This window comes from Wolbachia endosymbiont (group A) of Andrena fulva (genome assembly GCF_964026815.1).
In the GTDB taxonomy this organism is placed as follows: Bacteria; Pseudomonadota; Alphaproteobacteria; order Rickettsiales; family Anaplasmataceae; genus Wolbachia; species Wolbachia pipientis.
This window is the reverse complement of sequence record NZ_OZ034701.1, coordinates 987,929-1,007,904: the sequence shown is the minus strand read 5'-3', so window position 1 is coordinate 1,007,904 and position 19,976 is coordinate 987,929. Positions and strand designations below refer to the sequence as shown.

Genomic DNA, 19,976 nt, shown 5'->3' with positions numbered 1-19,976 from the left:
TTCGAAAATTTATGCAATTGTTTCTAACAAGATTGGTCAACAAATTCTATTGTTTAAAGATGAGAAATAAAGTAATCATCATTTCCAGTATTGCTTTTATTCTACTGTTTTTTATCAGCAGTGCATTTTTAAAAAAAGATCAGGCGGTTCATAGCGATAATGCAACTAGTAGCTTTTCAGTAAAAACTCAAGAATGTGCGCCGCAAAACCGCACTATATATTTAAATTTTTCTGGTACAGTAAATCCCTTACATAGAGCTAGCCTTGTCTCAAAAATAAGTGGTAAGATTATTGCTATTTATTTACCTGATGGTGAAAAGGTAAAAAGAGATGATGTAGTGTTAAAGATAGAAGATTATGACAGGATTGAGCAAGCTCAGAAAGCCAAAGCTTTATTAAAGCAGCGTGAAATTGAGTATGATTCCTCTCACAAACTGAATAAAAAAGGCTATGGGGCACAAATACAAGTAGAAGCAGCTTTTACTGCGTTACAAAGTGCAAAAGCTGACCTAAAAAGGCTAGAATTGGATTTAGAAAATACTGCAGTCACATCTCCTATAGATGGTTATATTGATAAAATCAATGCAAACGAAGGGGATTTTGTTAATGCTGGGCAAAAAATAGCTGACGTGGTTAATTTCGATCAAATTCTTGTAGTGTTATACGTTTCGGAAAATGAAGTAAATAAAATAGAGCTAGGCAGCACAGCTCAAATTAATTTGCTGGACGGAAAAGAATTGGCAGGTGAAGTAAGTTTTATTAGTAAAATTGCTGAGCCTAAAACTGGGTCTTATAGGGTAGAAGTAAAGGTAACTAATAATAAAATGATATCCTTGCAGGGACTAACTGCCAACGTAAGGCTACCTTCAGGCGAAAGATTTGCATATAAAGTTCCTTCTTCAGCCCTGAGCTTAAGTGACGAAGGTGCTCTTGGAATAAAGATTGTTGATGATAATAATTATATAGTATTTGCACCAATAGAAATTATTGATCATGAGAGCGATGGGGTTTGGATAGTAGCAAATAACGAAGGTAAATCCATAAAGTTAATAGTATTGGGCCACCTATTTGTTAAGCCTGGTGATAAGGTTTAAGACATAAGATCCTTTGACCTTACCCAGAAAAAGTGGAGAGAAAGTTTGGAATGTTTTTTACAAAAAGAATGATGCATCAAATTGTTCTGGAATGCAATAGTTAATAGTGACGTTGTTTGTTATAAAAAATTTCTATGTATTCAAATATTGCAGTTCTAGTTTGTTGAGCAGAGTGTTGTGAAGTATCAATAAGTATTTCTCTTTTCAATGAGCTAAAGAAGCTTTCTGCAACAGAATTGTCGTAACAACAGCCTTTATTACTCATCTATATTCTTTACAGCTAAGAGATATTGATACCCTTGCGCAGTATATTGTGAACCTTGGTCACTGTGCAGCAGTAGATTTTTAACAGGTTTACGCCTATTAATGGCCATTAATAAAGAGTTCATAACCAATTGTTTATTTTTATTGCACTACTCATTAACTACCATACGTGAGAATTATTGCTGCCAAATATAGCCATCCCTCCTTGGTTTTGATGTAAGTAATCCCATACTTTATTTGGTTGATCAACAATAAAGTTTTGGTCTAATATATTGGGAGCTACAGCTCTATTATCTGTTTGTTGTTTTTTAATTTTAAACTTTCTTCTCAGTATAGCCCTGATGTCATTTTTCTGCATAATACTTTGCACCGTTTTCAAATTGCAACTTTTACCCAAAGCCTTCAATTCAGCATGAATTTTAGGAGCTCCATATCTACATTTAGAAACTTGATATATTTTTTGAATAGCTTCGAGTAGCTCTTTATTTGCTGATTCTCTACTGCTTATTTTTCTTGTGGTCCACTTATAGTAGCCACTAGCAGAAAATCCTACATAATTCCTGTACTTTATAGCAGTTATAGCATTTCTCATAATAGTCCGAACAGGTCATAGGAAGGCAGAATCAACAGCACGACGAAAGGATTCGAATAGAGGAATGTTTTTCCTGGCTCTGTTTTTTATAGCAAACCAATGATGCTCAATTTTGTTGAAATCTGGAGAATAAGGCGGCAGATACAAAATTTCTGCACCAACCCCTTTAGCAAGCTCGATAATCTTATCAGACTTATGAAAAGTAGCATTGTCAAGAATGACCATACGCGTCAAGTTAAGGAAATAAAGGTATGAAAGAGATAGAATAATAAGGTATAAGTTCTCCCAGATATACTTTTAGTGAGAGAACCAATGAATAAAATAACTTGCTTATCAAAAAAGCTCAAAGAATTTTTTAATGAAAAAGCAGAGAAAATCTCAATTACAACAAGGTTTATAAAAAGAAAGAGAAAGCTAAAAGGTTCATCATTCGTAAAAGCCATGGTCTTGGGTAATATAGGAGTTGATAATTGTAGCGTAGAAACAATGTGTCAATTACTAAACGAGGACTCGATAGATATAACAAAACAAGGTTTGGATTTTAGATTTACTGAAGAAGCAGTGGAATTTATGAAAAGGATGTATAATGAATCTGTGGTTCTCTTTAAAAATATCTTGCAAGTTGATTGCAAAATCTTACAGCAATTTAATAGTGTTAAATTATTGGACAGTAGCTATATTACTCTACCTAACAGTATGGAAGAGATGTATAAAGGTTATGGTACTAGCTACAGTGGCTATGAAAGCAATACTAAGTCTGGAATAAAGTTACAATTAGTTTTCGATTACATGAATCAGATAATAGACCAACTTAATTTAACGGAGGGAATAAGATCAGACCAGGGATATAGGAAACATTTAAGTAATATATCAAGCAATGATTTGCTAATATCTGATCTCGGTTATTTTGTGCCAAGTTCTTTTAAACAAATCAATGAAATAGGAGCTTATTTCATAAGTCGTTATAAATCCGATACCAACGTATATGATGTAGAAACAAATCAAAAAATGGAGTTATTAGAATGTTTAGAGGATAAGTTATTTTTAGAAAACGAGGTATTGTTAGGAAAAGAAGCAAAAATTAGAGTAAGAATTATATGTCAGAAACTAACTGAAGAACAGTCTATAGCCAGAAGAAGGAAAGCTAATAGATTAGCAAGATCGCAGGGATATACATCCTCTAAAAGAAATCAAAAATTGTTGAACTGGTCAATATTTATAACTAATGTTCCAGAAAATAAAATTAGTGCTGAGCAAGTATTAACGATTTACAGAGTAAGGTGGCAAATTGAGTTATTATTTAAATTGTATAAAAGCCATATCAGACTTGATAAGCTAAAAGGAAAGCCATGCAGAGTATTATGTGAACTATATGCTAAATTGTGCGCAATTCTTATATTTCACGGCATAGTTGGTTGCACAGAAGTGAAAAAGAATACAGAACTTAGCTTAACAAAGGCATTTATTGAGCTAAAAAGACGGGTTAGAGAGTTATTTTTAGTATTAACCAAGATTAATAGTTTAAAAGTATTTCTTAAAAAACTCACTATAACTTGGTCGCGATTTTCATTAAAAGACAAACGTAGAAGGGCTAGAGTATCCACTTTAACCTCTCTAAATTTGCTCACAATCTCTTAACTTGACGCGTATGGTCAAGAATGACAGTCTGTCCAGGTTCCAAGATCGGTGTCAAAAATTGCTCAAACCATCCATTAAAAACATCCATATTACAGTGGCCTTCAAAGGTTAACGGAACAACTATCTTTCTTCCACTTAAGGCTGCAACCATACTGATTCGTTGAGTTTTCTTTCCAGATTTTAAGGCATAAAACCGCTGTCCTTTCTGGCAATATCCGTAGGGGTAGTCTTCGGTGTTATCAATGCCAGACTCATCTATATACACTAAGTTTTTAGGTTCTTTTGTCGCTATAATTTTCAAAAATTCAGCACGTTTTTCTTCGTTTCTTTCCTTGTATCCATATGTCTTTTTTTGCGCGTAAATCCAATTTTTTTAAGGGCTCGATAGATCGTTTGGATACTAACGTTGTTCCAAAGTTTAGCCATTTCCGATAGAGTCTTTCCTCCGTGTTCTCTGGCAAATTTGGCAAAGGTATCCCAGTCGGTAATTTTGTGATTGTAACCCCCATTTCCAAGTTTTTTTGATTGAAAGTCTCCTGTTTCTTTTCTTCTTTGCTGCCACTCCCATAAAGTAGTTCGTCCAATCTTAAATCTTGCTGCCACTGTTTCTCTGCTTTCTCCTTCGTCTAGCGCTTCCATTGCTTTTTTTCTTAAATCATAACTATATGCTGCTGGCATTCAACCTCCTTATCATCATCTACCCTTATCCTATCACATCCGGACTTTTATGGAAAGAGCTATACTATGCTCTTTTATAAAAAAATATTTTACTCTTTTTGACTGGCCAGGGCTTTTTTTTAAATGTCTCTTTCCCTTGTTACTCTTGCTAACTCTCTTTGTAAATCAAACCTCTCTTTGTCGTAAGGAGTCATGTTACCTCTACCTGGAAATGCATTTGCCGCTGACTTTTTTTCGTTATATTTCTTCATCCATTTTCCTAATACACTATCCCTTATTCCTAGATCTCTTGCTACTTTTGCAACTGGTTGACCTACCTTTCTTTGTTCATTTGCCAGCTTAACAGCTTCCAATTTGAATTCTGCTGTATATTCTCTTACCATTTCTAATCCTCCAAAATTTTATTTTACCCAAAAAAACTCTTTTCTTTCTCTCCACTTTTTCTGGGTAAGGTCATGCAGCTTTTGGGTAATTTAATGGTAAAAATTTTAGAGAGAAATTTTATACACAATCTCTGACATTTTTCCTTAAGTTGACGCCATTGTCTGTTCAGCTAAGCGGTGTGAGAGACAATATAGCTAAACTGACTTAGATTTACCGACAATTTGAAAAACCGTCATCCCGCTACGTGTTAGCGCCGCGGCGGTATGACGTAGGGAGATCTCTACTGCTATTCCACGTCAAGAACAACCATAAGTTCATTAGGGTTCACATAACCTAAAGCATTTTTTGCTTGCTCATCAAGCAGATCTAAATCTAAGCTTTTTTCATATAAGCCAAATACTTTGTTGTCCAACTTTTCCTTTTCAGAAGAGACATCCTTTAGCAAAAGTTTATTGTACTCGATTTCTTTTTTTAAGTCTATTAGCGTCAATAAGCCACGTTTACCTGTAATTGTGCTAATGCTGAAATATAATGTAAGAGAAGAAATGAGTAAGGCTGCGCTTAAACACAGCAATTTTTGCTTCTTTTTAGGTATAAGCACCGTACTTTCACATATAAAAAATATATAACATGAAAAGGTGAACAAAAAGCTAAGAACCTTGACGCGCTTTACACCTTGGCTTTACCTTATTTATAATGTAAATCTTACCACCCCTTTTCACAACTTTACAATTTTTATCTCTGTTACGATGAGATTTTAGCGACCCTTTGACTTTCATATCTATAGTAAGAATTAATTTACTTTACATTATAATCACTTATCAAGAGTTAGTCAATTGATAACATTTTATTAAAATATTGTATAATTGTTGCTGATACTTCTTCGATCGACTTTTGCGTGACATCGATAATTGGCCAGTTATTCTGTTTAAAGAGCTCCTCTGCTTCTTTAATTTCCTTTTCTACTTTCTCAGGGTTAGCATATATATTATTATCTTCGTTGTTAATTGAAGTAAGTCTATTTTTGCGTATTTCTATTAGCCTACTTACGTCTATTGTTACCCCTATCGTTAGTTTATTTTTTAATTTTGCCAAGTCAACATAAAAGGGTACTCCACTAACAAAAGGAATATTTGCAACTTTATAGCCTCGGTAAGCTAAATACGTACTGGTGGGAGATTTTGATGTACGTGAAACTCCAACCAAAATTATATCTGCTTTATCAATATCTTGAATATTTTGTCCATCATCATGATTAATAGTGTAGTTTATTGCCTCAATGCGCTGAAAATATTCGTTATTTATCTCAGTATGCAAGTCAAGCTTTTCGTCTTTTTCAATTTCAAGATAGGACGAAATTTCTCTAATAATATGTGATAATATTGCTCTATAGGGAATTTTCAACTTTATACAGTTATCTTTTAAATATTTTCTTAGCTCATCATCAGTAATAGTGCATATAACAAAATTATGCTCATCACTTTTCCTATTAATTTCCTCCAGAATTTTGTCAATCTGCTCCTCTTTTTTCACAAAAGACCAAACATATTCGATCGTTTCTATAGAACGAAAGTGTTTCAGAGCTGATTTTGCAACTGATATAACAGTTTCACCACTTGAATCTGATACTAAGTGTAGATTAAGCTTTTTAATGGTCATGTTTTATATAGTGTTATACTAAAAATAATGGCTAGCAATCTGCTACTGAAATTATGCTAATTTGTTGACCTACGTAAATATAGAAAAACTATCCTGTTGATAAAACTCAAACTAATTGGTAAATTCTTAACACAATTATTCTCAAAACGAATGTTTTTATTAAAGCCTACAAATTTCTCTTATTTTTCTAAGAAAGCTCTACCTTGGCTTGGGGTTATTTGTTTCGCATGTTTTTTAATTGGAATGTCTTTGGCGTTATTCTTCTCTCCAGAAGATTATAAACAAGGAGAAATTGTACGAATCATGTACATTCATGTGCCTTCTGCATGGCTTGCTCTTGGAATATATGGATTAATTGCATCACTCAGTTTCATTTCATTGGTATGGAACAATAGCATTGCTAGTGTCTTGGCACATGCTGCTGCTCCTGCAGGGACAATCTTTTCGGCAATATGCTTAATCACAGGCAGCATCTGGGGAAAAGGAACCTGGGGCACTTGGTGGGTATGGGATGCAAGGCTTACTTCAATGCTGATTTTACTTTTCCTATATGTTGGCTACCTTTCATTGTGGAGCGCTTTTGATAATGAAGCGAGGGCAGAAAAATCAGCAGCAGTATTTGCCATCTTTAGTGCTATAAATATTCCTATAGTAAAATTTTCCGTGAATTTATGGTCCACTCTCCATCAGCCAGCAAGCATTTTGAGAAAAGGTGGAATAGCAATAGAAAGTTCCCTGCTGTTGCCACTGGTTGCAATGTTTATGTTTTGTGCCACATTTTTTTTAGTAGTGTGGATACTGTATTCACTTTACTTAATTAATTTATATAAGATAAAGAGAGAAATCAGTATGCGGTATTAGGCCGAGAGATGAAAATAGAACACACCACATCACCAAGTAGCAAAGACATTGAATTCCTACTCAAAAAGATTAATGAAGAAACCGTTGATAAAGGTACGTGTAACCCATTTGCTTTTTTTATTCGCGATGATACTGAACAAATTATTGCAGGTTGTAGCGGTTTTGTTATCTATGGTTCAATTTACACTGACTTGCTTTGGGTACATTCTGATTATAGAAGAAAAGGTATGGGAAAGCAGCTAATGGAAGAAGTTCATGATTATGGTCGTGAGATGCACTGTAAAATAGCAACCGTTGCAACCATGAATTTTCAAAAAGCGAAAGTATTTTATGAAAAGCTTGGGTATAAGTGTGATCTTGTACGTCCAGGGTATGTTAACATGTATATTTTTGAAGAAAGTGTTGTGAGATGCACTGTAAAATAGCAACCGTTGTAACCATGAACTCTAAAATATTTAAAGAGCCTACTAATATCTTTAAGGTAAATGTTCATGTGATTCCGCAGAATAATTCTGTTTTTTGATTCTATCTGTCCATTTATCATTTTCTATATCTTGTTTGTTGGTTGCTTTTTTTTCTTGCTCAACAATTGCCTTATCTATCTCCTTATGAATTGCATCAATTGCATTAATCGCACCTCCTTTTTTGTATACTTCGCTTTTCCCTTCAATAATTAACTTAATAAAAGTATTTACAACAGACTGCACTTGATTATGATTAACCTGACCTTTTATCAAAGAAGGTAAAGAGCCTAATTCCATCAATACTTCTGGTGCTGTTTTATCTTGAGTGGAAAGTCCTAAATTATCTGCTACTTTACTTATTAATAACTCTCTGTGTTCTTTATTATCTTCCAATTTAGCATAATCACTCAATAGATCTATAACGGTAGATACTCTGACTTCAACAATATCATCAACATCTTCATCTTCTAGAGCAACTCCTGACCCCAATAACCTCTCTCTGAGATTTTCGCTTAAAAGATTGATAAATTCTTCATTTGCATCTGATCCTGTGGTTGATATTGTACCATCTAAATAGTTACTTTGAGCACCGAAGCCATGCTCTATTTGTATTTTTGTCTCAGGTTTAAATCCTAATTTTGCACAGAATTTCTGAAAATATTCTTTAATAATGTCAAACAAGCTCTTGCCATTATCTTTATAATTTTTTAACTCTTTAGGAATAGTAAGTGACAATTTACCATCTCTGTATGTTACAAAGTCTTCACCATTGTGAGATTCAATTGTAAATTCCAATGAACTAGACAGATTACATATCTTATCGCCATGCATAACTTGATTTTTAACAGAGAGTATTGGTAGCCTCATATCAGATCTAATTCTCACATTATTTTGGTTAGCACAATCAATGTTTATTACTTTTTTAGGATTTTCTACTATGAACGACTGTCCAAGTGCAAGTTGGGTTTGTATAAATGGAGCAGCCTCATACCCTGCTTGATTACAATTGGTAACTAGCTCTTCTAAAATAGCATCACTTGGAACTTCTGCCCCAGTGTATCTGAACATTTTTTTGAAAACTTCTTTTGCAAAGGAACGGTAATCCTTGTTTTCATCTTTCTCTGTTGGTAATAGATGGATATACCTTTGGCCAGCATTGTAAAATTCTTCAAATTCTTTCTTATATGAATCAGTTTTTTGATGATCAGTAGTTTTGGGATCTTCGCAGTGATTTTTCCACAGCTCACCCAATGCGTCACTTACAAGCTCTTTCTCAATATCTTCGAGTACTGAAGCAACAAAAGCTTTGCCACGATCCGTATCTATTTCTCTTGTTCCTTTTTTGTTAAATATTTCGTCATTATATATATCATCACTATTAAAAAGTTCGCTTCTGCGGTGCTTAGCTCCTTCCTTAAATGCAATAATAAGATTTTTATCTATTTCTTTTCCGTTAATAATAAAATTCATCCTTTGAAAATCTAAGAACATTGTTTCACCGGAATTCGCTAATTTATTATCTTGATCTGCTCTTAATTTACTAAAATTGAACTCTTTAGCTGTGGCCTTTAATCTAACTACTGGACTCTTATTATTTTTTCCTTTTGTCTCTTTCATAAATAACACCTTACTGCAAATATGCTGTAAGTTATATCATATAATGATGAATAATTTGGTAATATATTAAGAAAATCGACAGTATATTTCTTTATTTAAGAGGTGTAGGAAAGGCGTAGATTTCTCTTTCCATTTGTAGCGTACTGCATTAATATTTATGTATTAATCTAGAAAATAATGATGAATAACATTGTAATTGTTGGTCTGCAATGGGGTGACGAAGGCAAGGGTAAAATAGTAGATTATCTTTCTGAGAATGCAGATGTAGTTGTGAGATTTCAGGGAGGAAATAATGCAGGGCACACTATAGTAGTAGATGATGAGGTTTATAAATTAAATTTACTGCCCTCTGCTGTTTTGAGGCCAGGCAAAATATCTATCATAGGAAATGGCGTTGCTCTTGATCCACACGCTCTAATCTCAGAAATAGAGTCATTGAAAGTTAAAGGAGTAGACGTAAACTATAACAACTTGATGGTATCCGAGAGCTGTCCATTAATACTTAGCATACATAAGGACAAGGAAAAGCTATTTGAAGATTTAAATGGAAATCACAAAATTGGTACAACAAACAAAGGGATAGGGCCATGTTATGAAGATAAAGTTGGAAGGAGAGCTATACGCCTTTGTGACTTAGAAAACGCAGATGAGCTCAATAAAAGAGTGGATACTCTTTTGAATTACCACAATGCTATCAGGAAAGGCCTTAACTACCAGGTGGTTAAAAAAGAAGAAATATTAAAGGAAATTCAAGAGATTTCAGAAAAAATTCTTTCATATAAAAAACCTGTGTGGAAGATATTAAATGACTTGATGAAAGAAGGTAAGAAAATAATATTTGAAGGTGCCCAAGGCGCATTTTTAGATATCGACCACGGAACTTACCCTTTTGTTACTTCAAGTAATACTGTAGCATCGCAAGCAATAACAGGCTCAGGGTTATCCTCCAATGCTTACATTATTGGTGTGGTAAAAGCTTATACAACAAGAGTGGGCAATGGCCCATTTCCTACTGAGCAGAAAAATGAAGTAGGAGATAGCTTGTTTACTATAGGTAAGGAACTTGGAACAGTGAGCAATAGAAGAAGGCGTTGCGGATGGTTCGATGCAGTTTTAGTGCGCCAGGCCGTACAACTCTCTGGAGTTTCAAGCATTGTATTAACCAAATTAGATGTGCTTAATTCTTTTGATACAATTAAAATATGCACTGGTTACAAGTATAGCGGAAAAATGTATGATTATTTACCCGCATCGCATTCAATACAAGGGGAATTAGAGCCAATATATGAAGAGTTTCCTGGCTGGAAAGAAAACACTCAAGGTAAAAGGTCGATTGAAACATTGCCTATCAATTTAATAAAATATATAGACAGGTTAGAAAAATTAATAGGTGTACCAATTCATCTAATTTCAACTAGTCCAAAGAGAGAGGATGTTATTAAGCTTAAAGATTTCTGAAAACGTCTTTGTATCTTAGAGCCTGTACGTAATCTCAAAAAAGAGTTAAAGTGAGAGGATAAAGTATATAAAGTAGGATATGCGAAGTTTATAACCAAGTGACATAAGTCGAGAAAAGTTTGAGATTATTGTAGCAGATCTGGAATCTTGCAGAAAGAAGACAAAACCAAGAACACTTGATTTACATGATGTATTTTGTGGAGTGTTATACGTGTTAAAAAGTGGTTGCCAGTGGAGAATGGTATCAAAAGAGTTCCCAAAATGGCGCAATTGTTACGACTATTTTAAGAAGTGGAGTGAAAAACCAGATGTAAATAAAGAAAGTGTTCTGGAGCTGGTATTAAAAAAAAATAATTGCGACAAAACAATGGTCGGAAAAGCTTCTGCACAATTGATGCACAGAGTATAAAAAATGCAGATACTGCTGAAGCTATGATGCAGGCAAGAAGATTTCAGGGCCGTATTGCAGTAGATACGCAAGCATGCAATTTATACAACAACAGCAGAGATAACTGACCGTAGCAGTGCTGTGAGAATGGTCGAAAATGCAAAAGAAAACCTCTCGGGAGTTAAAAATGTACTGGTTGATGCAGGCTATACTGGAGAGAATTTTGCAACTCAAATAAAAACGATTATTGGTGCAACCGTTGAAGTGATCAAAAGAAATGAATTACGTTCCTTTGTTGTATTGCCCAAAAGATGGGTTGTGGAGCGATCTTTTGCTTAGTTAGAAAAATGTAGAAGATTGTGGAAAAATTGTGAGCGAAAACTCAATACTAGCCTACAAATGGTAGTTCTGGCTTTCACTGCCTTACTTCTGAAAAAATTATGAACAGGCTCTTACTAACTCTTATCTAATAAAAAAAATACTTGTGTAACTTCGAATAGTCTATTATGCAAGACAGCAGTATAAACATGTAGTAAGAAATGTATAATGAAAAATAAAAGCTCAAGTTTAACACTTGCAGTTATTTTTACACAATTAAGTAATCATAAAAGTTAGTGTAGGACGAGGTTATACAGTTTGATTTCTTTTAATATATGTTAATTGATATAATATAAATATAGTTAAGGGGGCGTATTATGATTGGAAGTTTGGCTAAGGAAGAAAAAACAGCAGAGGCAGGAAAAACAAGTAATCAGTCAGAGAATTATGATGTTGAATCAGTTATAAGGGTAGCATCATGTGCTTGGAATGCAATACATTGCTTGTTGGCATCTTATGAATACGATCTATATTCGTCATGGCTTGAATCGCATTTTACATCCCTCAAGGACTGTATCAATAAAATGGAAAAAGACAATTCTTTCACTAAGGAATCTGCTATAATAAAGTTCTGCCGCTCAATTGCAGAAAATAATAAATTATACAAAGAGTTAAAAAATTTAAATAATCTTGCTGAAAATTTTGCCAATGAAGAATTTGATTCTCAATTAGAGAAGATAATAACAGGCTTTAAACTAAAAAACCTAGAAGACAAGGTAGGCTTCTTAATGCTTTTGAAAGAAGAAAGAGACCTCACTGCTATACAGAAGGCTTATAGAGATGAGTGGAGTTTTTATGACCTAATAAACGATAGAGATTTTAAACAAACGTACATAGATAAAGCAGTAACAGAGTCTGCTAATAAGAGCTTTAAGAAAGATATAGATAAATGCATAAAGTTGGCAGAGCAGGGAAAAAAAGCTGCAAGTAAATATCTTGGAAGGAAAGGCGTAGAGCTTCAAGCTTATTACACAGAAACTGATAACGCTTATAGAGTTTTGAATATCAACTCTATTAATCACAATGGAAATGAGCCAGTAAGGGTTAGTGACATTTTACAGCAAGAGAAAGATATTAAAGAGCTGAATATCTATTGCAATAAAAAACATGAAATACACGCTCATCAAGAAGATAAGAAAAGATATTATGAATTTAAAGAAGGCGCATGTTATGAAATGACAAGCACTTGGCCTGTAAAGGATGGATCCGAAATGTGTACCATGGTGCGCCAAGAAGTGCTTGGAGAACAGTTGGTGAAAATCCAACACAAACAAAGTCTAGCCAACAGTTTGGAACAGACCACTATGTTGCATGAGGTAACGAGTGTAATAGAGCTAGTGGGATGGACAATGCAGGGCACAACGGAAGTGAAGGAGTGGAGTCCCGAAATACCTGAAGACATAGAGGTCGACATGTTCATGGCCATGGAAGACAGCATGAAGGATAACGTAAAGGCAAGTTATCACTCACTCTATCGGGATCTGAGACCGTGCCATGTATTGAAATGGACTTCAAGTGAACTTGGGAGATCCCATGCATTCCTATTAAGGTACGTTGGAACAAGTCAACAAAGGCAAGAACTAGCGGAAGATGCAGGGGAAGTCGGACTGATTGATAGTACTCAGAATGTGGGAAAGCCACGTACAAGGGGAAGCGATCAGCAATATAGTAACTGGAATAGGGATTGCTATGCCAATACAACGGAGGTAGGAATAACATGCGATATAAACTAAACCAGATAGCAGTAAGAGCAAAGCAAGATAAGCGACTAAAATTCACATCGTTAGTCCATCTGATAAATACAGAGAATCTTGCGAGATGTTATAAAGAACTGAAGCGTAACAAGGCTTGTGGAGTAGACCAGATAACAGTGGAATCATACGGAGAAAATCTGAATGAGAAACTCGAAGTGCTAGTAGAAAGTATGAAGAGGAAGCAATATCAACCACAACCAGTAAAGAGGGTATATATACCGAAAGCTGGAAGTAAAGAGAAACGCGGACTCGGAATACCATCGACCGAGGATAAATTAGTACAGATTATGCTGAAGAAGATATTAGAAAATATTTACGAGGCAAACTTTCTGGACAGCTCATATGGATTTCGACCAGGAAGAAACTGTCATCAAGCGGTAAATGCACTAGATAAAGCAGTTATGTACAAGCCAATAAACTACATTGTAGAAGTGGATATCAAGAAGTTCTACGATAATATACAGCATAAATGGCTAATGAGGTGTCTAAGGGAACGAATAACTGACCCAAATTTGCTGTGGTTAGTAAAGCGGTTTCTCAAGGCAGGGATAGTCGAAGCTGGAAATTATGAAGCAACAAAACAAGGTACACCACAAGGCGGTATAGTAAGTCCTGTATTAGCAAATATATACTTACATTATGTGTTGGATTTATGGATAGAAAAGAAATTTAAACCAAGATCCAGAGGATATATACAAGTAATAAGGTTTTGCGATGATTTTGTGGTTTGTTGCGAAAGTAAGGTAGACGCGGAAGAATTTCTGGAATTACTGAAACAAAGGCTAAATAAATTTGGGTTGGAAGTATCTGAAAACAAGACCGGAGTAGTAAAGTTTGGCAAGAGGGAGTGGCAACGAGCGATAAGAGAGAAACGAAGGACGGAAAGTTTCAATTTTCTGGGGTTTACGCACTATGGTGCAAAAAGTCGTCGTGGTAGATTAATGATGGGACATAAAACCTCTAAGTTAAATCTAGCCAGAAAACTAAAAGAAATCAAGGAGTGGTTGAAAATAGTCCGCGGAAGTATTCGACTTAAAGATTGGTGGCAAGTACTGAAGGCTAAATTAACAGGACACTATAACTACTTTGGTATTAGCGGAAATTATTGGTGTTTGAAACAATTTTACACATCAGTAAGAAAGCTAGCATTTAAATGGATAAATCGGCGTAGTCAGAAAAAGAGTATGACCTGGGAACAGTTTGTACACTACGTAGAAGTAAATCCATTACCAAAGCCAAAAATACATTTTTCTTTATATGCATAAGAGGGACGACTGTGAAAACTAATATTGATGAGCCGTGTGCGGGAAATCTGCAAGCACGGTTCTTTAGGGGGAGTTGTAGTAATAAAACTCAAACGAGAGGAGTAAAGCTACAGCTTCTACCGAACATTATGAATGTGAGTAGCGATGGCATAACTGAAGTACTAAAATTTAATGATGAAGATTTTGTGCTATCGGAGGAGATCTTAGAATTGATAAAGCAAAATGATGAATTATATATTCAAAGTCTCTCCTTATATGATGCTGTACTAGAAAAGGGTAAGGCTGCTGATGTTGTGCCTACTGCTAATAACAATTTTCAAAATGAATCTATAGTGGCCTATCGCAAGGAACCAGAGGGGGAATTAGACCCTAAAGTTGATGCTGACAATAGCCTTCCTCCTTCTATTAATAGCAATGCATCAACTCAAACAGAAGTTGCTTCACAACAAATCGAAACTCAAACGGAAGTCAATTTACAGCACACTGAAACTCAAACAGAAGTTGCTTCACAACAAATCGAAACTCAAACGGAAGTCAATTTACAGCACACTGGAACTCAGACAGAAGTTGCTTCACAACAAATGGATGAATTGATTTTAAATAATCGGATGCTGTCCAAAGAAAACGTTGAATTGAAGCAAGAAATGTCAAATTTGAAAAAAGAAGCTGTTGAATTGAAGCGAGAAATAGAAGCAGGGTTGCAAGTGATAAATAAAAAGCACCATGAATTAATACAAGAAAATCAGCGACTACAGGAGAAACTAGAAACAACCCAAGCAGAAGCTAATCAAACAATTGTAAAGTTAGAGAAGCAGAATAGCGATTTACAAGACAGGTTTGAAAAAGAGGAGCAAAAAAACACGGAATTGCAAACTGAACTGGCACAAAAAAATGAAGAATTAGCAGGTGTGTTAAAAGAGCTACAAGGGAAAGCACAAGAACTTAAAGGTGTATATGAAGAAAAAAGAAAGCTAAAGGAAGAGCTGAAAATTGTTAATGCAGGAAAGAAGAATTTGGAAAAAGAGCTAAATCAAGCACGAGAAGATGCGGAACAGATAATGGTTGAACGACGCCAGCAGAAAGAGCGCTTGAAAGATCAGCTAAGAGAATTAGATCAGGAATATAAGGTACAAGTAGAAATTGGGCAAAAGATTAAAGAATCAGATAGGCAGGATAGCAATTTACAAGATACACTTGGAGAAGAGAGACTAAAACTCAACATTGAAGAGCTAGAAAACGAGTACGAGGAATTTCCAGGAGATAAGGTGCTTACACTTGAACTCACTAAAGATGAAGATAAAGTCGAAGAGTTAAGAAACGAGCTAGAGCGTGAGAAAGAAAAGTGTAAACAATTATTAGAAGAAGAAAATGAATGGGGTGATGAATTGGTAGGAATGCTTGATGGACTGGAAGAAAAAATTCGTGCTGATGAACAAAGGAGCTTCAACAATCAATTAACGGGAGAAATTTCTAATGAGTCTGGTAATGCTCCACGACAGAAGAAAAGGTTATCCAAATCTTCAAGCGTTGATAATGAGTCTTATGTTCCACTGAGAGAGAAGACAACATTACTCAGATCTTTAAGCGTTGATAGTGGACTTGATAGCGATGAAGAAAATTGTGATAATGATTTATCTTTCAACATAAGTCCTATAAGTTCTATTGAGAAGGTGGCAGAGAGTAGAAACGTAGGTAGGGTATCATTGTGAAGATGGTTGGGGTTAAGTTGCAACTTAAGTGGGGCGCAAAAGGTCTTTTTTGTTGATAATAATTTAAAATCTATAGTAGACTAAAAAAGATTATTAAATTATAATATAACATATGATAAAAGACGAGAAATCGAAAACACTTTTTGAAGTGGAAGGGGCAGTAACTGCTTTACTACCTGCAGCAGAATTTAGAGTGAAACTGGACAATGAACATGAGATTATCTGTCATGTATCAGGGAAAGTGAGAAGAAGTAAAATACGCATCATTATAGGGGATAGGGTGTTAGTTGAGATGAGCATTTACGATAGGAATGCGAGAAAGGGTAGGATCATTAGAAGGCTTAAAGGTACAAGTGACAGAACGATCTCTAAATAATCTTATTCTTGCTTCATCATCGAAAAGGCGTATAGCTTTACTAAAACAAATAAACATTGAGCCAGGTTTAATTTTGCCAGCAGATATAGATGAAGCCCCTTTAAAAAAGGAACTTCCGAAGGATTACTCAATCCGTATGGCAAAAAGTAAAGCGGAGAAAATACAAAGCTCAAATCCAAATTACTTTGTGCTTGGTGTTGATACAGTTGTTGCTTGTGGTAGAAGGATATTGCTCAAAGCTGAAAACGTTGAGCAAGCAGAAAAATGTATCCGCTTGTTATCAGGAAGAAGGCATAGAGTATACACCAGTGTATGTCTATTAACTCCCGATCAATCTAAACAACATATCAGGACTGTGGTTACAATAGTGAAATTTAAACGTCTCAGTGAACAAGAAATTAAGTATTATTTAGCATCAGAAGAGTGGAAAAATAGGGCGGGGGGATGCAATATACAAGGCCTAGCTGGAGTGTTCGTATTGTTCTTACGCGGCTCCTACTCTTCCGTTATAGGGTTACCATTACATGAAACCTATTGTTTGCTAAGCAATTATTTTAACTTCAATTTATATTGAAATACCTTTATTAGTATCTTTTTTTTGTTGTGACTCAGCAACCTGTTTAGCCCAATCTAGTGGTCTTTTATTTCTGTTAGCTAATGCAATTCTATTGCGATCATAACCATCAGTGTGTTCTGTTAAAGTATCTCCTCTTTCTTCTTCTATTACTCCAGCTTTCAGTTGTGCTTCATCTTTCTCTAGTAATTTATATAGTTCGCTATTTTTATCTACAGTTGGATTAGTGTCATTATTTTCTCGTTCTGCCACTGTTTTTTCTAACCACTTACGTATAGGGTCATATTGTTTACCTTCTCCTATCTTTTCTAAAATGTTTTCTGAGAATGAATCTTTAGGAATATTTTCTTTAGTAGCCTGTTGTGCCGGTTCTCTTAACCCTTTATCCGGGTTTTCCAATGCTCCTTTTAACTCACTCGTATCTCCGATTTCTTTTGGTTCAATGTTTTCTAAGCTCTTCTTTAACTGTTCAGGATTTACTTGAGATTGTTCATTATTGTCATGAGTTGGAGATGAATAGCCCGAATCGTTTGCTTTTATGTCTGTTGAGCTGTCTTTTAGCAACCCAACTTCTCTCAAGCGTTTTTTAGTTTCTTCGCTAATCTGACTCTGATCAGCTGGTTTTAACCCGAGATTTTCTTGACCTAATGTATTTTTAAGTTCTTCAAATAGAGTTAGATTACTTTGTCTAATATGTTCTTCTAATTTCCTTCCTACCTGTTTTAAATCTGTTTGAGATTTACTATCACTATTAGTTGGAGATATATAGCCTGAATCACTTATACTATTTGGTGTTGAAGCAGAGACACTAACAGTTGGACCTTCCACTATTTTTACATCTGCTAAATCGTCTTTTTGCAATCCATCTTCTTTATCTTGTGACAGTTTATCAGTAGGATCAACTTGCCTTAATCCTCTATTATCCTGCTGTGATCTATCTCTGATTTCTTTAAGAAGATTTTCAGGTGGAGTTTGATCACTTTGTTCAATGTTCTCTAAGCTCTTCTTTAACTGTTCAGGATTTACTTGAGATTGTTCATTATTGTCATGAGTTGGAGATGAATAGCCCGAGTCACTTTTATTATTGAGTGCTGTAGCAGAGAGCGGCTGTTCACTTTCTTTCCACTTAGCATCACTAGCATCTTGGTTATCACTGTTATCTGGAGAAGATGAATAAGGAATTATGTCCTTTAATGTCTCTAACGGTGATGGGTTATTTTTTCTACTTCCTGCAATTGATGCTTTTCTATCATCAACATCAATGTGCCGTAAGTTGTTTTTCTTGAAATTTCTGATGTCTTGTAACAGATCGCCTTTGCTATTTCCTTCTTGTTGCTGGGTTTTAGGTTGTTGCTGATCATTAGGTGTTTGCTCACTTCTATCTGGTTTTTGGCTTCCAGGTACAGCATGTCCAAATGTAGGATTGTCATACCGTTCATCTTCTTGCCTATTATCTTGATTGTGGCTTACAGACTTGGTGAAAGTAGAACTATCTGAAGAATCAGAAGTTGCACCTTTTTGCTGATTATTAGGTGTTTGCTCATTTTCGCGCAAGTCATCTGGTTTTTGGCTTCCAGATTTGGCTCCCCCTTGCTCATCGAAAACACCTTTTTTAGGTGGTAGTGAACTAGTTCTAGGTGGAAGTGGCGGAGGAGTTTTTTTGTTCTGAGGATTCTCCTCAAAAAGCGATTGTAGGTTATAAACTTGACCTCCCGAATTTGCTTCTCGTGCTGCTTGTCTAAGCTCACGCTTTTCTTTAGCCTCCTGAGAATTAATTTTATCGTCAAAATCTTTTCCAATTCCGCTATCGTAAGACTGCCTTCTGCTGTTAGATTGTAGTCCAAAATGTGAATGGTGGTCTTCTTTTTTTTGAGTTATATCAGTAGCTTGAACGCTAACACCTCTATTAACATCAATTCTTGTTGTAGTTTCAGATGATAGCTCGTTACTGTCTTTATTATGTTGCATCTCATTCGCTTTTCCTTGTCCTTTCTCCCTGAATTGTATTTCATGCAAGAATAAACCACCTATTTTTACATCTCTGTTTACTTCTAACCGTTCTAGAGAAAAATCATCACCTTTAACAAGGTCTACACCGTTAGCATCAATCTTAATTTTGATCTTACATTCCTTCCCCTCCGCATACCACTTTAAAGTCATTTCATATGAACCATCAGTTACGACATAATGTCTTATTTTTTTCCCTTCTTCCTCGGCAACAAAACCATGCATTCCTCTCTTTCCATCACTATGCAATGTTGAAAATCCCGAGATTTCATTCTTCTCACAAAAATCACTGTTTAAAAATTCGCTGATTTTAAACTCTTTTTTGTTATTTCCCAGCGTAATACTTGCGTGATTACCGTATATTGAAACTCCTGCAACATCATCAACATACTCTTTCAACCTTTCTTTAACTTCACTTTCAAGGTCTTGTCCAGCTTTCTTTGTCTTGTCGCATTTCTGAAGAATAACTCCATATGCTTTATCTTTGTTTTCTTCTTCGTCCCAATTCCAGTTGGCGTGTTTTGTTAAAAACTTTACTGTGTTAAAATCAACTCTAGCATTATAAATTGGGTCGTCTTCCTTTTTTATTTTATCAAATAAAGGAAAAATTTCTTGAATGCGCTCATTATAAATGTGTTCTTGTTGTGTATCGTTAGTGCCCATATATCCCTCACTAATAACCCTCTGCCTTTAGTTCTAGCTAATACTAGCTAATATAATTATCACAAGCATTGGTTGAATTTTTATTAAGGAAGGTTGTGTTACTAATGTGATGACACAAGCTATTTTATGGTAACATCAAACGATTTAAGTTGT

Annotated in this window: 18 protein-coding genes and 3 pseudogenes; 11 read left to right on the top strand and 10 right to left on the bottom strand. The window is 35.1% G+C overall.

Annotation, left to right across the window (positions count from 1 at the left end):
- Nucleotides 1–11: 11 nt before the first annotated feature.
- Nucleotides 12–1,094, top strand: coding sequence for an efflux RND transporter periplasmic adaptor subunit (locus AAGD84_RS05070; protein ID WP_341817898.1), 1,083 nt, complete (start codon nt 12–14; stop codon nt 1,092–1,094).
- 100 nt (nt 1,095–1,194) lie between these two features.
- Here the strand turns inward: AAGD84_RS05070 and AAGD84_RS07560 are convergent, their stop codons facing one another.
- The 3 genes and pseudogenes from AAGD84_RS07560 to AAGD84_RS05060 all read right to left on the bottom strand — a co-directional run.
- Nucleotides 1,195–1,359: an IS3 family transposase gene (locus AAGD84_RS07560; RefSeq protein ID WP_010082072.1), complete on the bottom strand. Its 165-nt coding sequence runs from the start codon at nt 1,357–1,359 to the stop codon at nt 1,195–1,197.
- A 159-nt stretch (nt 1,360–1,518) separates the two neighbouring features.
- Nucleotides 1,519–1,950 carry an IS3 family transposase gene (locus tag AAGD84_RS05065; RefSeq protein WP_341817897.1) on the bottom strand — a complete coding sequence of 144 codons (432 nt, stop codon included), beginning with the start codon at nt 1,948–1,950 and terminating at the stop codon, nt 1,519–1,521.
- Between the two features lie 15 nt (nt 1,951–1,965).
- Nucleotides 1,966–2,172 (bottom strand): annotated as a pseudogene (locus tag AAGD84_RS05060) (transposase); the annotation flags it as partial.
- Nucleotides 2,173–2,262: 90 nt separating this feature from the next.
- Between AAGD84_RS05060 and AAGD84_RS05055 the strand changes: the two are divergent.
- Complete coding sequence (locus AAGD84_RS05055; protein ID WP_341817859.1) at nt 2,263–3,588, top strand: IS4 family transposase; 1,326 nt, start codon at nt 2,263–2,265, stop codon at nt 3,586–3,588.
- 10 nt (nt 3,589–3,598) lie between these two features.
- Here the strand turns inward: AAGD84_RS05055 and AAGD84_RS05050 are convergent.
- From AAGD84_RS05050 to AAGD84_RS05030, 5 genes and pseudogenes are all read right to left on the bottom strand, one after another.
- A pseudogene (locus AAGD84_RS05050) lies at nt 3,599–4,266 on the bottom strand (IS630 family transposase); the annotation flags it as partial.
- A 119-nt stretch (nt 4,267–4,385) separates the two neighbouring features.
- Nucleotides 4,386–4,649 (bottom strand): transposase, encoded by a 264-nt coding sequence (locus AAGD84_RS05045; RefSeq protein WP_341817896.1) that lies wholly within the window; start codon nt 4,647–4,649, stop codon nt 4,386–4,388.
- A gap of 287 nt (nt 4,650–4,936) precedes the next feature.
- On the bottom strand, nt 4,937–5,251 hold the full coding sequence (locus AAGD84_RS05040; protein ID WP_264723423.1) for an FtsB family cell division protein: 315 nt from the start codon (nt 5,249–5,251) through the stop codon (nt 4,937–4,939).
- Nucleotides 5,252–5,300: 49 nt separating this feature from the next.
- Nucleotides 5,301–5,429, bottom strand: a complete 129-nt coding sequence (gene ykgO, locus AAGD84_RS05035) for a type B 50S ribosomal protein L36 (protein WP_006279631.1) — start codon at nt 5,427–5,429, stop codon at nt 5,301–5,303.
- Between the two features lie 49 nt (nt 5,430–5,478).
- The gene (locus AAGD84_RS05030) at nt 5,479–6,309 is read right to left on the bottom strand and encodes a pyruvate, water dikinase regulatory protein (RefSeq protein WP_065095172.1); all 831 of its coding nucleotides are present in this window, start codon (nt 6,307–6,309) and stop codon (nt 5,479–5,481) included.
- Nucleotides 6,310–6,459: 150 nt separating this feature from the next.
- Here AAGD84_RS05030 and ccmC point away from each other — a divergent pair, with 150 nt between their 5' ends.
- Nucleotides 6,460–7,170, top strand: a complete 711-nt coding sequence (gene ccmC, locus AAGD84_RS05025; protein ID WP_006279633.1) for a heme ABC transporter permease CcmC — start codon at nt 6,460–6,462, stop codon at nt 7,168–7,170.
- A gap of 8 nt (nt 7,171–7,178) precedes the next feature.
- On the top strand, nt 7,179–7,595 hold the full coding sequence (locus tag AAGD84_RS05020) for a GNAT family N-acetyltransferase (RefSeq protein ID WP_006279634.1): 417 nt from the start codon (nt 7,179–7,181) through the stop codon (nt 7,593–7,595).
- A gap of 51 nt (nt 7,596–7,646) precedes the next feature.
- On the opposite strand, the gene AAGD84_RS05015 is transcribed toward AAGD84_RS05020, so the two are convergent.
- Nucleotides 7,647–9,251, bottom strand: a complete 1,605-nt coding sequence (locus AAGD84_RS05015; RefSeq protein WP_341817895.1) for a hypothetical protein — start codon at nt 9,249–9,251, stop codon at nt 7,647–7,649.
- Between the two features lie 180 nt (nt 9,252–9,431).
- On the opposite strand from AAGD84_RS05015, the gene AAGD84_RS05010 reads away from it, so the two are divergent.
- From AAGD84_RS05010 to AAGD84_RS04980, 7 genes and pseudogenes are all read left to right on the top strand, one after another.
- A complete protein-coding gene (locus AAGD84_RS05010) occupies nt 9,432–10,709 on the top strand; it encodes an adenylosuccinate synthase (RefSeq protein ID WP_265038001.1) in 1,278 nt (425 codons plus the stop codon).
- 103 nt (nt 10,710–10,812) lie between these two features.
- Nucleotides 10,813–11,541 (top strand): annotated as a pseudogene (locus tag AAGD84_RS05005) (IS5 family transposase).
- A 251-nt stretch (nt 11,542–11,792) separates the two neighbouring features.
- Nucleotides 11,793–13,208: a hypothetical protein gene (locus AAGD84_RS05000; RefSeq protein ID WP_341817893.1), complete on the top strand. Its 1,416-nt coding sequence runs from the start codon at nt 11,793–11,795 to the stop codon at nt 13,206–13,208.
- Nucleotides 13,193–14,494, top strand: a complete 1,302-nt coding sequence (gene ltrA / locus AAGD84_RS04995) for a group II intron reverse transcriptase/maturase (RefSeq protein WP_341817847.1) — start codon at nt 13,193–13,195, stop codon at nt 14,492–14,494. The genes AAGD84_RS05000 and ltrA overlap by 16 nt, the downstream gene beginning before the upstream one ends.
- An 11-nt stretch (nt 14,495–14,505) precedes the next feature.
- On the top strand, nt 14,506–16,203 hold the full coding sequence (locus AAGD84_RS04990) for a hypothetical protein (RefSeq protein WP_341817892.1): 1,698 nt from the start codon (nt 14,506–14,508) through the stop codon (nt 16,201–16,203).
- Nucleotides 16,204–16,315: 112 nt separating this feature from the next.
- Nucleotides 16,316–16,579 carry a translation initiation factor IF-1 gene (infA, locus tag AAGD84_RS04985; RefSeq protein ID WP_341817891.1) on the top strand — a complete coding sequence of 88 codons (264 nt, stop codon included), beginning with the start codon at nt 16,316–16,318 and terminating at the stop codon, nt 16,577–16,579.
- Complete coding sequence (locus AAGD84_RS04980) at nt 16,557–17,153, top strand: Maf family nucleotide pyrophosphatase (protein ID WP_007550161.1); 597 nt, start codon at nt 16,557–16,559, stop codon at nt 17,151–17,153. Before infA ends, AAGD84_RS04980 begins: the two co-directional genes overlap by 23 nt.
- Here AAGD84_RS04980 and AAGD84_RS04975 read toward each other — a convergent pair.
- Complete coding sequence (locus AAGD84_RS04975) at nt 17,145–19,823, bottom strand: hypothetical protein (RefSeq protein ID WP_341817890.1); 2,679 nt, start codon at nt 19,821–19,823, stop codon at nt 17,145–17,147. The genes AAGD84_RS04980 and AAGD84_RS04975 overlap by 9 nt on opposite strands.
- Between the last annotated feature and the right edge of the window lie 153 nt (nt 19,824–19,976).